This window comes from Cyanobium sp. Aljojuca 7A6 (assembly GCF_024346455.1).
In the GTDB taxonomy this organism is placed as follows: Bacteria; Cyanobacteriota; Cyanobacteriia; order PCC-6307; family Cyanobiaceae; genus Cyanobium.
Genome location: NZ_JAGQCY010000012.1, coordinates 60,639 through 72,944, shown reverse-complemented (window position 1 = coordinate 72,944; position 12,306 = coordinate 60,639). Strand labels below are relative to the sequence as shown.

Annotated in this window: 15 protein-coding genes and 2 tRNA genes; 11 read left to right on the top strand and 6 right to left on the bottom strand. The window is 65.2% G+C overall.

The window, feature by feature from the left end:
* Positions 1-378: 378 nt before the first annotated feature.
* Both KBY95_RS11475 and KBY95_RS11470 read left to right on the top strand, forming a co-directional pair.
* Complete coding sequence (locus KBY95_RS11475) at positions 379-762, top strand: hypothetical protein (protein WP_254965132.1); 384 nt, start codon at positions 379-381, stop codon at positions 760-762.
* Between the two features lie 135 nt (positions 763-897).
* Entirely contained in the window at positions 898-1,554 is a 657-nt protein-coding gene (locus tag KBY95_RS11470) for a hypothetical protein (RefSeq protein ID WP_254965131.1), read from the top strand.
* Here the strand turns inward: KBY95_RS11470 and KBY95_RS11465 are convergent.
* Positions 1,545-2,036, bottom strand: coding sequence for a YajQ family cyclic di-GMP-binding protein (locus tag KBY95_RS11465; RefSeq protein WP_254965130.1), 492 nt, complete (start codon positions 2,034-2,036; stop codon positions 1,545-1,547). The genes KBY95_RS11470 and KBY95_RS11465 overlap by 10 nt on opposite strands.
* Positions 2,037-2,096: 60 nt before the next feature.
* Between KBY95_RS11465 and KBY95_RS11460 the strand changes: the two genes are divergently transcribed.
* Complete coding sequence (locus tag KBY95_RS11460) at positions 2,097-2,585, top strand: MAPEG family protein (RefSeq protein WP_254965129.1); 489 nt, start codon at positions 2,097-2,099, stop codon at positions 2,583-2,585.
* A gap of 86 nt (positions 2,586-2,671) precedes the next feature.
* Here the strand turns inward: KBY95_RS11460 and KBY95_RS11455 are convergent, their stop codons facing one another.
* Together KBY95_RS11455 and KBY95_RS11450 are read right to left on the bottom strand one after the other, a co-directional pair.
* Positions 2,672-3,652: a hypothetical protein gene (locus KBY95_RS11455; RefSeq protein WP_254965128.1), complete on the bottom strand. Its 981-nt coding sequence runs from the start codon at positions 3,650-3,652 to the stop codon at positions 2,672-2,674.
* Positions 3,653-4,408: 756 nt separating this feature from the next.
* Complete coding sequence (locus tag KBY95_RS11450) at positions 4,409-5,317, bottom strand: SPFH domain-containing protein (protein WP_254965127.1); 909 nt, start codon at positions 5,315-5,317, stop codon at positions 4,409-4,411.
* Between the two features lie 111 nt (positions 5,318-5,428).
* Between KBY95_RS11450 and KBY95_RS11445 the strand changes: the two genes are divergently transcribed.
* Positions 5,429-5,878, top strand: a complete 450-nt coding sequence (locus KBY95_RS11445) for an NfeD family protein (RefSeq protein ID WP_254965126.1) — start codon at positions 5,429-5,431, stop codon at positions 5,876-5,878.
* 11 nt (positions 5,879-5,889) lie between these two features.
* Here KBY95_RS11445 and KBY95_RS11440 read toward each other — a convergent pair whose 3' ends face one another.
* Together KBY95_RS11440 and KBY95_RS11435 are read right to left on the bottom strand one after the other, a co-directional pair.
* A complete protein-coding gene (locus KBY95_RS11440) occupies positions 5,890-6,402 on the bottom strand; it encodes a DNA recombination-mediator protein A (RefSeq protein ID WP_254965125.1) in 513 nt (170 codons plus the stop codon).
* A 39-nt stretch (positions 6,403-6,441) separates the two neighbouring features.
* Entirely contained in the window at positions 6,442-7,548 is a 1,107-nt protein-coding gene (locus KBY95_RS11435; RefSeq protein ID WP_254965124.1) for a phosphotransacetylase family protein, read from the bottom strand.
* Between the two features lie 63 nt (positions 7,549-7,611).
* Between KBY95_RS11435 and KBY95_RS11430 the strand changes: the two genes are divergently transcribed.
* Positions 7,612-8,328: a short-chain dehydrogenase gene (locus KBY95_RS11430; protein ID WP_254965123.1), complete on the top strand. Its 717-nt coding sequence runs from the start codon at positions 7,612-7,614 to the stop codon at positions 8,326-8,328.
* Positions 8,329-8,332: 4 nt separating this feature from the next.
* On the opposite strand, the gene map is transcribed toward KBY95_RS11430, so the two are convergent.
* Positions 8,333-9,193, bottom strand: a complete 861-nt coding sequence (gene map / locus KBY95_RS11425; protein WP_254965177.1) for a type I methionyl aminopeptidase — start codon at positions 9,191-9,193, stop codon at positions 8,333-8,335.
* 63 nt (positions 9,194-9,256) lie between these two features.
* Here map and KBY95_RS11420 point away from each other — a divergent pair, with 63 nt between their 5' ends.
* The 6 genes from KBY95_RS11420 (at position 9,257) to gltX (ending at position 12,297) form a co-directional block, all read left to right on the top strand.
* Positions 9,257-9,619 carry a peptidase gene (locus KBY95_RS11420; RefSeq protein WP_254965122.1) on the top strand — a complete coding sequence of 121 codons (363 nt, stop codon included), beginning with the start codon at positions 9,257-9,259 and terminating at the stop codon, positions 9,617-9,619.
* Positions 9,620-9,661: 42 nt separating this feature from the next.
* On the top strand, positions 9,662-10,132 hold the full coding sequence (rplS, locus tag KBY95_RS11415) for a 50S ribosomal protein L19 (RefSeq protein WP_254965121.1): 471 nt from the start codon (positions 9,662-9,664) through the stop codon (positions 10,130-10,132).
* Between the two features lie 65 nt (positions 10,133-10,197).
* Positions 10,198-10,270, top strand: a tRNA-Trp gene (locus KBY95_RS11410).
* A gap of 36 nt (positions 10,271-10,306) precedes the next feature.
* Positions 10,307-10,495, top strand: coding sequence for a hyperconserved protein Hcp (locus KBY95_RS11405; protein WP_006043540.1), 189 nt, complete (start codon positions 10,307-10,309; stop codon positions 10,493-10,495).
* Between the two features lie 261 nt (positions 10,496-10,756).
* Positions 10,757-10,830 (top strand) — tRNA-Asp (locus KBY95_RS11400).
* Positions 10,831-10,854: 24 nt separating this feature from the next.
* Entirely contained in the window at positions 10,855-12,297 is a 1,443-nt protein-coding gene (gene gltX, locus KBY95_RS11395) for a glutamate--tRNA ligase (RefSeq protein ID WP_254965120.1), read from the top strand.
* The last annotated feature ends 9 nt before the right edge of the window (positions 12,298-12,306 follow it).

The window sequence follows — 12,306 nt, the reverse complement described above, 5'->3', positions numbered from 1 at the left end:
ACTATTCGGCACCAAAAGGTGTGACCCAATGGCTTTATCCAGCCTCCATGCTATCGCCATACTCAGCAACATCAACCATTTTGTAAGCCAGAAAGAACCTGTCGCAAAGCCAGATGTCAGCCATGGCATCCAGGACATGGGATAGTGGAGCAGCTAGCGGTCTTGGAAACTTGCCAGAAAGCTGGGATACGAACATTCTTCCAGTTCTTGCGATGATATTCTGATGGCGGCAGGTTAGGGGACAGCGATCTTTAACGGATTGGCTCCTCGTACTAGCCTCAAGATAAAGACGCTTATATCAGGAAGCAATCTGACCGATTGTGGAGGTGTTCTGAGTTTAACCCGGCGCGGCATCTGTCGGTTTCGATCGTTCCATGGTTGGCGATCACTCTCTTCCTGCATGGTGCAAGTAGTTCTAATACGGTCGCTCAGAACTCTGGCAGCTTCTCCTGCATCGGTACGGTGACGGTGACCGGAGCGTCAACGATCATCTTCGACGACCATCGCAGCAAGGGCACCACGATCCTTCATAGACCGATCACGATCAGCTCGATCAGCTTCCGCCTGGATGGCGGCCGTACCCTGCGCAACAAGAACACGCTTGTGCCTAGCTTCCCTGATCTCGTCAATCCTGAAACGTCAGCCGTTCCAAGACCACTCCCTTTCCTGGGTGCGGCCGCCTGCTTCGGCTACAGCCGCAAGCCAAAGGAAAGGATCAACGGCAGGACCCTTTCTGGGAACAAGGGCAGCGACCCCAACTGACCCCAGCCAACGGCACACACGCCCGATGTGATGCACCCCGGCAACACATCTGAATGAATGATAAAGATGCAGTCAATCGAACAGCGCGGGGAGCCCTATCACGGGATGATGATATGGAGTTAAGAGTCAGCCGCCATGAAGCCGGCAAGCCTTCTGGCCTTTCCCCCTGCCATCTTTACAGCGTTCGCCATCATCCTGCTGGCCCCGCCGTCCACCCACGCGCTGGAGTTGAAATTTGTCTTTGAAGGAGCGCTGGGCACGTTCCGCCGACTAGCACCTGGAGTGTCCAACGGTTTTCCACCAGGCGAAGTCGAGATCAGCTTCGCTTCATCTTCGGGATCTGCCAAGGGGCTGTATGCCACGGCACCTCGATGCCTGCTTCCAGACTGTGGATTTGTATCGGTGACTGTCGATGGTTCCAAGTTCACAACCCCAGCCTTCTTTCATGGCCACAACGCTGGCTGGCAGCTTCTGATCACATCCTCGCCACCGAATGCTCCTGACGCACGACGACAAGGTGCCCCCAGTACTTCTACCAATCCATTGCCGGATGACACCACTCTCTACGGATCACTGATCTATTGCCCAGGCTATGAACAGGCTGGCGATCTTGATCAATGTCCGATCCCTGGCCCGGGCCTTGAGCCGATGGGTGGTCGGCTGGATCCGCCCCCACGCGGCGACCCCACTGACCCATCCGTCCCCGGCCCGCTTTCCTTGCTCGGCGTCGCCGCCGCCTTCCGATTCAGCCGCAAGCTGAAAAGCAGGATCCGCGCCACCCCTCAGCGGTAGTTCTCGAACTGCAGGGGCACCTCCAGGTCCTCTGCCCGCAGCAGGGTGATCACCTGCTGGAGGTCGTCCTTGTTTTTGCCGGTGATCCGCAGGCTCTCGCCCTGGATCGCCACGGTGACCTTCTTGATCTGATCGCGCACCAGCTTGCTGAGCGTCTTGGCCAGCTCCTGGCTGAGGCCCTTGCGCAGCCTCACCACCTGCTTCACCCGGTTGCCGCCCACCGGCTCGGGGGTCTGCAGGTCGAAGATCTTCAGCGACAGGTTGCGCTTGGTGGCCTTCTGGCGCAGCACGTCCATCACCGCGTCGAGGGTCATGTCGCTGGCGGTGGTGATCGTCAGGCTGGCCTCCTCCACCTCAATCTCGGTGTTGGAGTCCTTGAGGTCGTAGCGCTGGCCTACCTCCCGGCGCACCTGGTCGACAGCATTCACCAGCTCCTGGCGGTCGAAGTCAGAGACGACGTCGAAGGAATAGCTGTCGGCCATGGGGCGGGCGAAGGCAAGGCAGCGCCAGCCTAGAAAAGAGACCCCTGCCGCCCTGTCCCGATGGCCACCTCCCTGCTCAGCCCCCTCCTGGCGGCCAGCATCGCCCTGCCGGTGCTGCCGGCGGCGGCGGGCGGGCCCTTCGCCTGGTCCCTGGTGCTCTCGGGCGCCGTGGTGGTGCTCAGCCTGATCCCCCTGGGGGCCGCCCGCTCCCAGGCCGATTTCAAACCCTCCGACCTGGCCGCCCCCCGGGCGATGTTCGAGCGACTACCGGCCTGGGGCAAGCGGGCCAACTGGGCCCACCAGAACAGCTTCGAAGCCTTCACCCTGCACGCGCCGGCCTGCCTGCTGTGCCTGGTGGTGGCGCCTTCGGTGCTGGCGGCGGCGCCGTGGCTGGCGCTGGCGGCCTGGCTGCACCCCCTGCTGCGGCTGGGCTACCTGGCGGCCTACGTGGCCAACATCCCGCCCGTGCGCAGCCTCTGCTGGGCCGGCGGCATCCTCTGCACTGCCCTGCTCTACAGCGAAGGCTTGCGGGCCGTGCTGGCTGGATGATCAACGCGTCCTTTCTCTGTCTTTTCTGCTTGCAGGAGCCCACGCCTGCACAGCCATTCTTTTGGCATTCGTTCCCTTCATCACCCTCACCCCAAGAGCTCGGTTGGCCGCGGCATTCCCAGGATCCTCAGATAAAAATAAGTTTTCGCCACGAAGCCCACGGGAGCATGCAACACAAATTGCCATGGTTTCCATAATGTGATCGGCATCCCCCACAAGGCAAGAAACACAGGGCACAGCCATGGAGGAGTAGAAAAGCGATACAGAAAAGATGGACATGGGACAAGTTGACCCAGCCTATCTATCAAAGGGTCGGGAGTCTCAATAGTGAGAATGAAGGCGCTAAACAGGCACATGATCACCCATCTTCCCGTATCCATCGCGTGATAGAAGATAGGAATCATCACCGTAAATTGGAAAAGACACGCAAGGACATAGAGCCATGCGCGTTGGGCATCCCTGCGCGCAATCGCACTGGCAACCAGAAACACACCACCAGCACTCAGCACGATCACAAGGCTCCATGTGGGGATACCGAAGTGAAGCTGAGAGATCATCTTCTGGGTATCCTCAACAAATTTCTCGCTAGGCATGCCGATCCAGCCGATGGCACCACCTTGAATCCCTTGTGGATTGGCTGCCAGCCTGGAGTCAATCCAGGACAAACCAATCCTGTAAGCCTGAGCTCGGGTCCCTTTCCAAGCCAGGATGGACAGCATGCCGCCCAGTGGAATGAGCAGCCACAACAAGGACCTGAGGCTTCTGAACCGAACGGGCGCATGAAGGACAGCCTGCTTCTGACTCAATTCCTTGGCGTCCCAATGATGCAACTGAGACGAGATCAGCATGATCATGGCTACGGAAGGCAAGCCAATGAATGCAAGCAACTCATGGCTAAGAACTCCTGCTGTCAGAATCAAAACTGCCATGGCGTCCCTAGCGCGAGCCGAGGGGACATGAAGAATAAATTTCACCACCACAGCGAAGATCAGCAAAATCAGAATATCCTTACGAATGAGAATGTCATCCACATAAACTGGATACCCCAGCAAGGGAGTCGTGAACAAAGCCCAGCGAGGAATCATTAACCGTGACGCCTTCCATATGTACGCGAAGAGAAAGAAGTAAAGGACAATGGAAGAGAAGACAATCAGGGCAGAAGGATTGAGTGCAAACCTCTCATAAAAGAAATGCAGAATGGACCCCGGCAGCCCCCGACGCACAAATCCAGCTTCATAATTAACTAGCCATTCCGTTATCCCTTACCCCTTAACGAGGCCTACCGGATCGCCAACCAAGCTGACAAGATAGAGAAGTTGCGCCACCAGGGTCAGAAGAAATGGAGTTCCAAAGACGAGGAACAGAAACCCGTCTCCGAAGCAGCACCAGCCGGGCTTGGAAATCATCTGATGACTTGGTTGAAGGAGCAACACGCAACAACGGCGATACTGGGCTGTTCCTATCTCCTCTATTCCTAGGAATGACCTTGGATCGCACCCCATGCTACTTCGTTCAGACCCCAATGACTTGATGTGTCCTTGTTCAACATCTACCGTCTTGGCGAACGCCATGGGAGGTGACAGGGTTTCTGTTTCCGCCCTTGGTCACGACCAAGACACCCCTTGGATGCTGATCACAGAGCTGCGTTCCCGATCGCCAGATCGACAGATTGGCAGCCATCGAAATCAAAGAAACGCCGAAGCCACTGACTGCCTCTGGACCAATGGGCCTCCGCGAGCCGATGTCAGAAGCGGCATGGCCCAAGACATTAGGAGGAGGCCAAACCAGCCGCTGGTCGCAGAATGCACCTTGGAGAATCAGGTCTATCCCCGTTCCTGAAACCCCTTGAGGGCCGCCAGCAGCGACGCCGGGCTCTGGGGATCCACCATCAGCACCGATCCCCCCTGGGAGGCGGCCATCTGCTGGCCCATGGCCATCCAGTCCTTGGCCAGTAGCAACCGCAGACCCTCGGCGGCCGCCGGATGGGCCTCGATCACGGCGGCCAGTTCGGTGGCCGCCTCGGCCCGTGCCTTGGCCAGAAGCAACTGCTGCTTGGCCTGGGCATCGGCATCCAGGAGCACCGCCTCCTGCTTGGCCTTCGCATCCAGCACCAGGGCCTCGGCCCGGCCCCGGGCCGCGTTCACCTGGGATTCCCGCTCCCCCTCGGAGCGCAGGATCGCCGCCCGCTTCTCCCGTTCGGCGGTCATCTGCTGCTCCATCGCCTGCTGCACCCCCTTGGAGGGCTGGATGTCGCGCAGTTCCACCCGGGTCACCTTCACGCCCCAGGGATCGGTGGCCTGATCGAGTTCCTTGAGCAGGGTCTCGTTCACTTCCTGCCGGGTGGTGAAGGTCTGGTCGAGGTCGAGCTTGCCCATCTCGGCCCGGATCTGGGTGAGCACCAGGTTGACCATGGCCGCCTGCAGGTTGTCGACGCCGTAGTAGGCGCGGGCGTGCTCCAGCAGCTGCCAGTACACCACCGCATCCACCTCGATCGAGACGTTGTCGCGGGTGATGCACTGCTGGGGGGGGATGTCGAGGACCCGCTCCTTCAGGGATTCGTGGCTCACCACCCGCTCCAGGCCGGGAATCACCAGGGAAAGGCCGGGGCGCAGCTGCCGGTCATACTTGCCGAGGCGCTCCACCAGCATCGAGCGGCTGCTGCTGGTGACCTTGACACCACTGATGCCCAGGCCGGCCAGCACCACCAGCACCGGAATGATGAGCGCTTCCATGCAGGCTTCTTCACTGGGGCAACGCTAGGCAGGATGGGGGGGAAGGCCAACGGTCCCGTTGCTTTCGTTGCCACCGTCTCCGCTCAGTCTGCGCCCCTTCGCCCCCTGCTGATGCCCGCACCCCCGATCCTCTGGCTGGCCCTGGCGGGGGTGCTGCTGCTGCTGGAGCTGGTGGGCGCCGACACGGACGGCCTGCTGCTCATCGGCGGCGTGGCCGCCCTGCTGCTCACCCTCTTTGCCGTTCTGGTGCCGGTGGTGCCGCCGCTGATGCAGGTGCTGCTGTTCGGCGCCTTGGTGGGGGCGGGCTACGGGTGGATGCGGCGCTGGTCGGCCCGCCGCCAGGCCCAGCCGATCCCCCCCGGTGAACACGCCGAACTGGCGGAGGTGACCACCGCGTTCGACATCAACGGTGATGGCCGTGTGCGCTGGCAGGGGCAGAGCTGGGCCGCCCAGAACCTCGCCCCGGACCAGCTCCTGCTCCCCGGCGCCCAGGTGACCGTGATGGGCCGGGAGGGGACGCGGCTGCAGGTGCTGCCGCGTCAGGGGTCGCTGCCGGGCTAGATCAGGCCGGGCTAATCGAAGAACATCAGGCTGACCACCTTGCCCATGTCCTCAGCGGTGCGGCAGCTGGACAGCAGGGTTTCGCTGTCGTGGAAGGCGTAGCAGATCAGCTGGTCGCAGCGGTTGATGATCTCCTGATTGCAGAGGCTGCTGGCCATGGGCAGGGGCAGCTCGTCGTGCTCCGGCTTCTCCACCAGATGCAGCACCCGCTCCAGCTGGCTGCGGGATTCGCCGGGCTGGCGCTCCAGACTCTGGGGCAGCAGCACGGTGAGCCGGGCCGGATCCACCTCCAGCACGCTGCGGATCACGGCGGCGTTGACGCCCTGGGCACCGGAGGTGATCAGGTTGTGGCCCTCCTGGGCCAGGGAGCGGGCCACCAGCTCCACCAGATGGATCGACACCACCGGCACATGGCGGCTGCCGAGGAAAGCGATTCTGCGTTTGCCCCGGTCCTGGAGCATGGCCAGCTCCTGGGCGAGCGTATCGATCCGGTCCAGGGCCGGAATATCTAGGGACCGGGTCACCCGTTATCGACAACCAACGAACTGAAACTAGCAGCGCCCTCAGGCAGGGACCGCCAGGCGCAGCCGGCCGAACAGCCGTTCGAAGTGGCAGTTCTCCTCCACCAGGCGGATCGCGTAGGTGGCTTTCACCGCTTCATGCAGCCGCACATGGCCAATGGCGCCATCAATCACCTCCACGGTGGTGAGAGTGTCGTGGTCGACCTTGAGCACCGGCACCTCCAGTTCCTCGGCCCGGCTGATCAGCTGGGGCAGGGGTTCGCCGGCCCCTGTGAGGATCAGGCACTGGGTGGAGGCCTCCAGGGCCGCCAGCTGGATGTCGGTGCGGTCGGCGCCGGTGACCACGGCCATGTTGCGGCGGCGCCGGAAGAACTCCATCGCCGAATTGACGTTCATGGCGCCGATCGAGAGGGTCTCCACCAGCAGGTCGAGGCCGTCGTGGCAGCAGAGCACGGTGGCCTCGAGGCGGCGGGCCAGCTCCTCCACCGTGACGCTGCGCAGCAGGGGGCTGCGGGGCATGACGCCCAGCACCGGAATCCCAAGCCGCTCCAGGGCCGGCTGCACCGCCTCCCGCACCTCCGGCACCATCTCGGGCAGCACGGCGTTGAGCACCACACCGGCCAGCAGATCGCCCAGCTGGCGCCTGGCTTCCAGCAGGGCATCGACGCTGCGGCTGTCGCTCCAGGGATGCACCAGCAGCACCGGCGCCTGCAGAGCCTGGGCCAGCTGCACCAGGCCGAGGCCGTAGAGCTGGCCTTCGCTGAGGCTGCCGGCCCCTTCGAGCAGCACCAGGCGATCGGCGTCGTCGTGGATGCGCCGCTGCAGCAGCGCCAGCCCCTCCCCCGGGGTCAGATCCCCCGCCAGCAGCCGCTCCCGGGCGGCCGCCGGATCCAGCACATGCAGCGAAGGGATCAATTGCTCCTGGGAGAGCCCGAGGGTCTCACCGATGAAACGGACATCGGGATCCAGCAGGGGATTCCCCGGCGCCGCATCGGGAAAGTTATCGAGCGGGTCATCCATGCAGGTGACCAGCGGCTTGCCGAAGGCGAGGGGCACCCCCCCACGGGCGAGCTGGCGGCCAAGACCGAGCACCACCGCCGACTTGCCGCTGAAGGGTTCGCAGGAGCCGATCAGCAGGGGGATGGACATGGGTTGACCTCGCCGGGTCCTGCAGGTGGGGGGCAATCTAGGCAGCACGTCCACCGCAGGCCCATGCCGGACCCGTCGAGCCCATCCCTCACCGTGGCCATCACCGGGGCCAGCGGCGCCCTGGGCCAGGCCCTGCTGCGCCGCTTCCACGGCCGCGGGGCCCAGCTGATCGCCCTCTGCCACGGCCTCGCGCCGCTGCAGCTGGCCGGCCCGGACGGGCCGCCGATCCCCCTGCGCCAGGTGCACTGGCAGGTGGGGGAGGAGGCGGCCCTGGAGCCCCTGCTGGCGCAGGTGGACGTGCTGGTGATCAACCACGGCATCAACGTCCATGGCGATTGCAGCGCCGCGGCCACCGGCTGTTCGCTGGAGGTGAACGCCCTGAGCGCCTGGCGGCTGCTGGAGCTGTTCGCCGTGGTGGCGGCGCGACGCGAAGGGCGCCGGCGGGCGGAGGTGTGGGTGAACACCTCGGAGGCGGAGATCCAGCCGGCCGTGAGCCCCCTCTACGAAATCAGCAAGCGGCTGCTGGGCCAGCTGCTCAGCCTGCGGGCGCCGGAGCTGGCGCCCACGTTGCGGCTGCGGCGGCTGGTGCTGGGGCCATTCCGCTCCGCCCTCAATCCGGTGGGGGTGATGGGGGCCGACTGGGTGGCCGGCGAGATCCTGCGGCAGGCCGACTGGAACTGCAGCCTGATCATCGTGACGCCGAACCCGCTCACCTACCTGCTGATGCCCCTGGCCACCCTGGGCCGCTGGGCCTATGTGGGCCTGCTGAGGCGGCCGTGAGGGCCTAGAAGTCGCGGTCGGTGAGGATGTCGCAGCCGTCGCCGGTGACGACGATCGTGTGCTCCCACTGGGCCGAGAGGCTGCCGTCGGCTGTCACCACGGTCCAGCGGTCCTTGAGGGTGCGGCAGCCCTTGCCACCGGCGTTGAGGATCGGCTCCACCGCCAGGGTCATGCCCGCCCGCAGCTGCATGTTGGGCAGATCCCTGGTGCGGTAGTTGAACACCGAGGGCTCCTCGTGCAGGTTGCGGCCGACGCCGTGGCCCGTGTAGTCCTCAACGATGGCGTAGCCGTGGGCCTCGACATGGTCCTGGACGGCACCGGCGAGGTCCAGCAGGGTGCTGCCGGCCTTGACCGTGGCCAGGCCCTGCATCAGCGATTCCTGGGCGACGCGGCTGAGGCGGCGGGCCTCCTCGGGCACGCCCTCGCCGACGCAGAGGGTGACGCAGCTGTCGCCATGGAAGCCCTCGAAGTAGGCGCCGGTGTCGATCTTGACCAGGTCGCCGGCCTTGATCACCCGTTTGGCGCTGGGGATGCCGTGGACGACCTCGTTGTTGATGCTGGCGCAGATGCTGGCGGGGAACCCGTGGTAGCCCTTGAAGCTCGGGGTGGCCCCCATGGCGCGGATACGGGTTTCGGCGTGGCGGTCGAGGTCACCGGTGGTCATGCCCGGGGCGGCCATGTCGATGATCTCCCGCAGCACCGTGGCGACGATGCGGCTGGCCTGGCGCATGATCGCGATCTCTCTGGCCGATTTCACCTCGACACCGCGGCGGCCCTTCTGGATGCGGGGGCCGGCCTGGGTGAGAGGGGTGCCACCGCCCTTGACGCCGTTGGTGCTGGCCAGCAGATCGGCGAACAGGTTCATGCGGTGGGAGTCGGAGCCGGACATTCAAGTTATCAATGGCGTCCCTTCCGCCGTCGGTTCCCCGTGTCGAGCCCCACCCCCAGCGCACCCCCACGGCCCGCCTCACCGTCCTGGGGCGCCCGTCTGCGGCAGGCCCATGCCTGGCTGGCGCCGCTGGTGCTCGCCCCCCTGCTGCTCTCGGCCGTCACGGGGGTGGGCTACCGGCTGCTGCGCGACTGGGGCGGACTGAGCCGGGACCAGGCCCATCCGCTGATGGTGCTGCACGAAGGCGAATGGCTCCAGGGCTGGGTGGGCGAAGTGGGCGAGACGCTTTACGTGCTGCTCAACGGCCTGGGGCTGTTGTGGATGCTCGTCACCGGCGGCTTCATGGCCTGGGAGCGATTGCGGCGGGACTGGCGGCGGCGTGGGGGGAAGGGGGTCACCTGAGGCGGTAGGGTGTTGGTTTGGCCTGGCGCTCCGAGAACAGGGATGGCAACCGAGATCGATCCGTCCACAGAAGTGGACCCACAAACCCCAGACGCGGAGCCCCAGTCGGTGCAAGCGGAAACCAGCTCTGAGAGCGTGACGGTCACCACCGGCAAGCTCAGCGCCCGGGCCCTGATCGACGCGTTCGAGGCGGCCCAGCTGAAGAGCGACCTGCCCGAGATCTACGTGGGCGACACCGTCAAGGTGGGCGTGCGGATCCGGGAAGGCAACAAGGAGCGGGTGCAGCCCTACGAGGGCGTGGTGATCGCCAAGCGCCACGGCGGCCTCAACCAGACCATCACCGTGCGCCGCATTTTCCAGGGCATCGGTGTGGAGCGGGTGTTCATGCTGCACAGCCCCCAGGTCGCTTCCGTCAAGGTGGAGCGGCGCGGTAAGGTGCGTCGGGCGAAGCTCTTCTATCTGCGTGACCGGGTGGGTAAAGCCACTCGCGTCAAACAGCGCTTCGATCGCTGAAGCCTGGTTGCACGGGATTTCATTGCCCGCGTCTCCCTCTCACGCTTTCCAGGAACCATCGCCTTGCGCCGTTAGTTCAGTTGGTAGAACGCAGGTCTCCAAAACCTGATGTCGGGGGTTCAAGTCCTCCACGGCGCGTTCGATGGTCCCATTTGCAGTTTCGTGGTTCCGAACATGGAGTTGGATCTACAGCCCGGTGATGTGGTCAAGGTGCTGGAATCAGCTGCCCTTGGCTGGGTCCGGGCCCGGGTGATCCGGGTCAAGTCCGGAGGTCGGGTCGTGGTTCAGAGCGACCAGGGGCGGGAATTCACCGCCCGGGGCAATCAGGTGCGCCTGATTGAACCTGCCGGCTTCCGCCCCTGAGGGCCCAGGGCTTTCTGGCGTTCCGGCACCGCCGTCCAAGCCTGCCTTCCCGGCAGCATCGCTCAATTTGCCCCGTGCCCTGCACGGGGCTTTTTGTGTGGCCAGCGGCGCCCTGCTCTCGCGCCAGCCAGCGTTCACGGGCTGCGTTGACGGGAGGACGGGTGACGATGGATACTTCCCTAGTCGGCGTCCGCGTCGTCGCGATCGCCCCTCGGCGCCGGATCCACCCCACGGGGCGATTCGAGCCTCGAAAGACGGTCTGGGACTGTAGTTCAATCGGTTAGAGCACCGCCCTGTCACGGCGGAAGTTGCGGGTTCGAGCCCCGTCAGTCCCGTTCTCACCATCTGGAGCCGCTTCCGTGCCCGCAACGGTTCCTGTACGCGTTCGTCTGGCCCCCAGCCCCACCGGCACCCTGCACATCGGCACCGCCCGTACGGCGGTGTTCAACTGGCTGTTCGCCCGCCACCTGGGGGGCGCCTTCCTGCTCCGCATCGAGGACACCGACCGGGAACGGTCCAAGCCGGAATTCACTGCCAACATCCTCGATGGCCTGGGCTGGCTGGGCCTGAGCTGGGACGAGGAACCGGTGGTGCAGAGCGAGCGCATCGAGGCCCACCGGCAGGCCATCGGCCAGCTGCTCGAAAGCGGCCACGCCTATCGCTGCTTTGCCAGCGACGCCGAGCTCTCAGCGATGCGGGAGCGCCAGCAGGCCGAGGGCCGCGCCCCCCGCTACGACAACCTGCACCGCGACCTCAGCCCCGAGCAGCAGCAGGCCTACATCGCCGAGGGCCGCGAGGCGGTGATCCGCTTCCGCATCGACGACGGCGCCACGATCACCTGGAACGACCTGGTGCGGGGCGAAATGCGCTGGGCGGGCAGCGACCTGGGCGGCGACATGGTGATCGCCCGCCGGGCGCCCGCCGATGCCATCGGCGACCCCCTCTACAACCTGGTGGTGGTGGTGGACGACGCCGCCATGGCCATCAGCCATGTGATCCGGGGCGAGGACCACATCGCCAACACCGGCAAACAGCTGCTGCTCTACGCCGCCCTGGGGCTGACGCCGCCGGTGTTCGCCCATACCCCGTTGATCCTCAACCCGGAGGGCCGCAAGCTCTCCAAGCGCGATGGCGTCACCTCCGTGGGCGACTTCCGCGCCATGGGCTACACCGCCGAGGCCCTGGTCAACTACATGACCCTGCTGGGCTGGTCGCCGCCGGAGGGGATCGGCGAGCGCTTCAGCCTGGAGCAGGCGGCGGCGGTGTTCTCGTTTGAGCGGGTGAACCGGGCCGGGGCGCGCTTCGACTGGGACAAGCTCAACTGGCTCAACGCCCAGGTGCTGCACGGGCTGGCGGCCGGCGAGCTGCGCCAGCGGCTGCTGCCCCTCTGGCAGGCCCGGGGCTGGGACGCGGTGGCCGGCGCCGACGCCGCCTGGCAGGAGGATCTCTGCGCCCTGCTGGGACCCTCGCTCAGCCTGCTGGCGGACGGGGTCGACCAGGCCGCCCCCTTCTTCGCCGCCCCGGAGCCGGATGAGGCGGCCCTGGCACTGCGGGCCGATGCCGGCAGCCGCGGCGCCCTGGGCGCCCTGCTGGAGCGGCTGCCGGAGGGCCCGCTCGATGCCGCGACCGCCCAGGGGCTGCTGGCGGAGGCCGCCACGGCCGCCGGCGTTAAAAAGGGGGTGCTGATGAAGGGGCTGCGGGCCGCCCTGCTGGGCAGCCTCAAAGGGCCCGACCTGCTCACCACCTGGCTGCTGCTGCACCGGCTGGGCAGCGACCGGGAGCGGATCGCCACGGCCCTCTGACCCCCAGCC

What these genes read in the sequence shown, in the direction of transcription:
- KBY95_RS11470 (WP_254965131.1), top strand. Translation starts at nt 898, where the DNA reads ATGAAGCCGGCAAGCCTTCTGGCCTTTCCCCCTGCCATCTTTACAGCG.
- KBY95_RS11465 (WP_254965130.1), bottom strand. Translation starts at nt 2,036, where the DNA reads ATGGCCGACAGCTATTCCTTCGACGTCGTCTCTGACTTCGACCGCCAG.
- KBY95_RS11460 (WP_254965129.1), top strand. Translation starts at nt 2,097, where the DNA reads ATGGCCACCTCCCTGCTCAGCCCCCTCCTGGCGGCCAGCATCGCCCTG.
- KBY95_RS11450 (WP_254965127.1), bottom strand. Translation starts at nt 5,317, where the DNA reads ATGGAAGCGCTCATCATTCCGGTGCTGGTGGTGCTGGCCGGCCTGGGC.
- KBY95_RS11445 (WP_254965126.1), top strand. Translation starts at nt 5,429, where the DNA reads ATGCCCGCACCCCCGATCCTCTGGCTGGCCCTGGCGGGGGTGCTGCTG.
- KBY95_RS11435 (WP_254965124.1), bottom strand. Translation starts at nt 7,548, where the DNA reads ATGTCCATCCCCCTGCTGATCGGCTCCTGCGAACCCTTCAGCGGCAAG.
- KBY95_RS11430 (WP_254965123.1), top strand. Translation starts at nt 7,612, where the DNA reads ATGCCGGACCCGTCGAGCCCATCCCTCACCGTGGCCATCACCGGGGCC.
- map (WP_254965177.1), bottom strand. Translation starts at nt 9,193, where the DNA reads ATGAACCTGTTCGCCGATCTGCTGGCCAGCACCAACGGCGTCAAGGGC.
- rplS (WP_254965121.1), top strand. Translation starts at nt 9,662, where the DNA reads ATGGCAACCGAGATCGATCCGTCCACAGAAGTGGACCCACAAACCCCA.
- KBY95_RS11405 (WP_006043540.1), top strand. Translation starts at nt 10,307, where the DNA reads ATGGAGTTGGATCTACAGCCCGGTGATGTGGTCAAGGTGCTGGAATCA.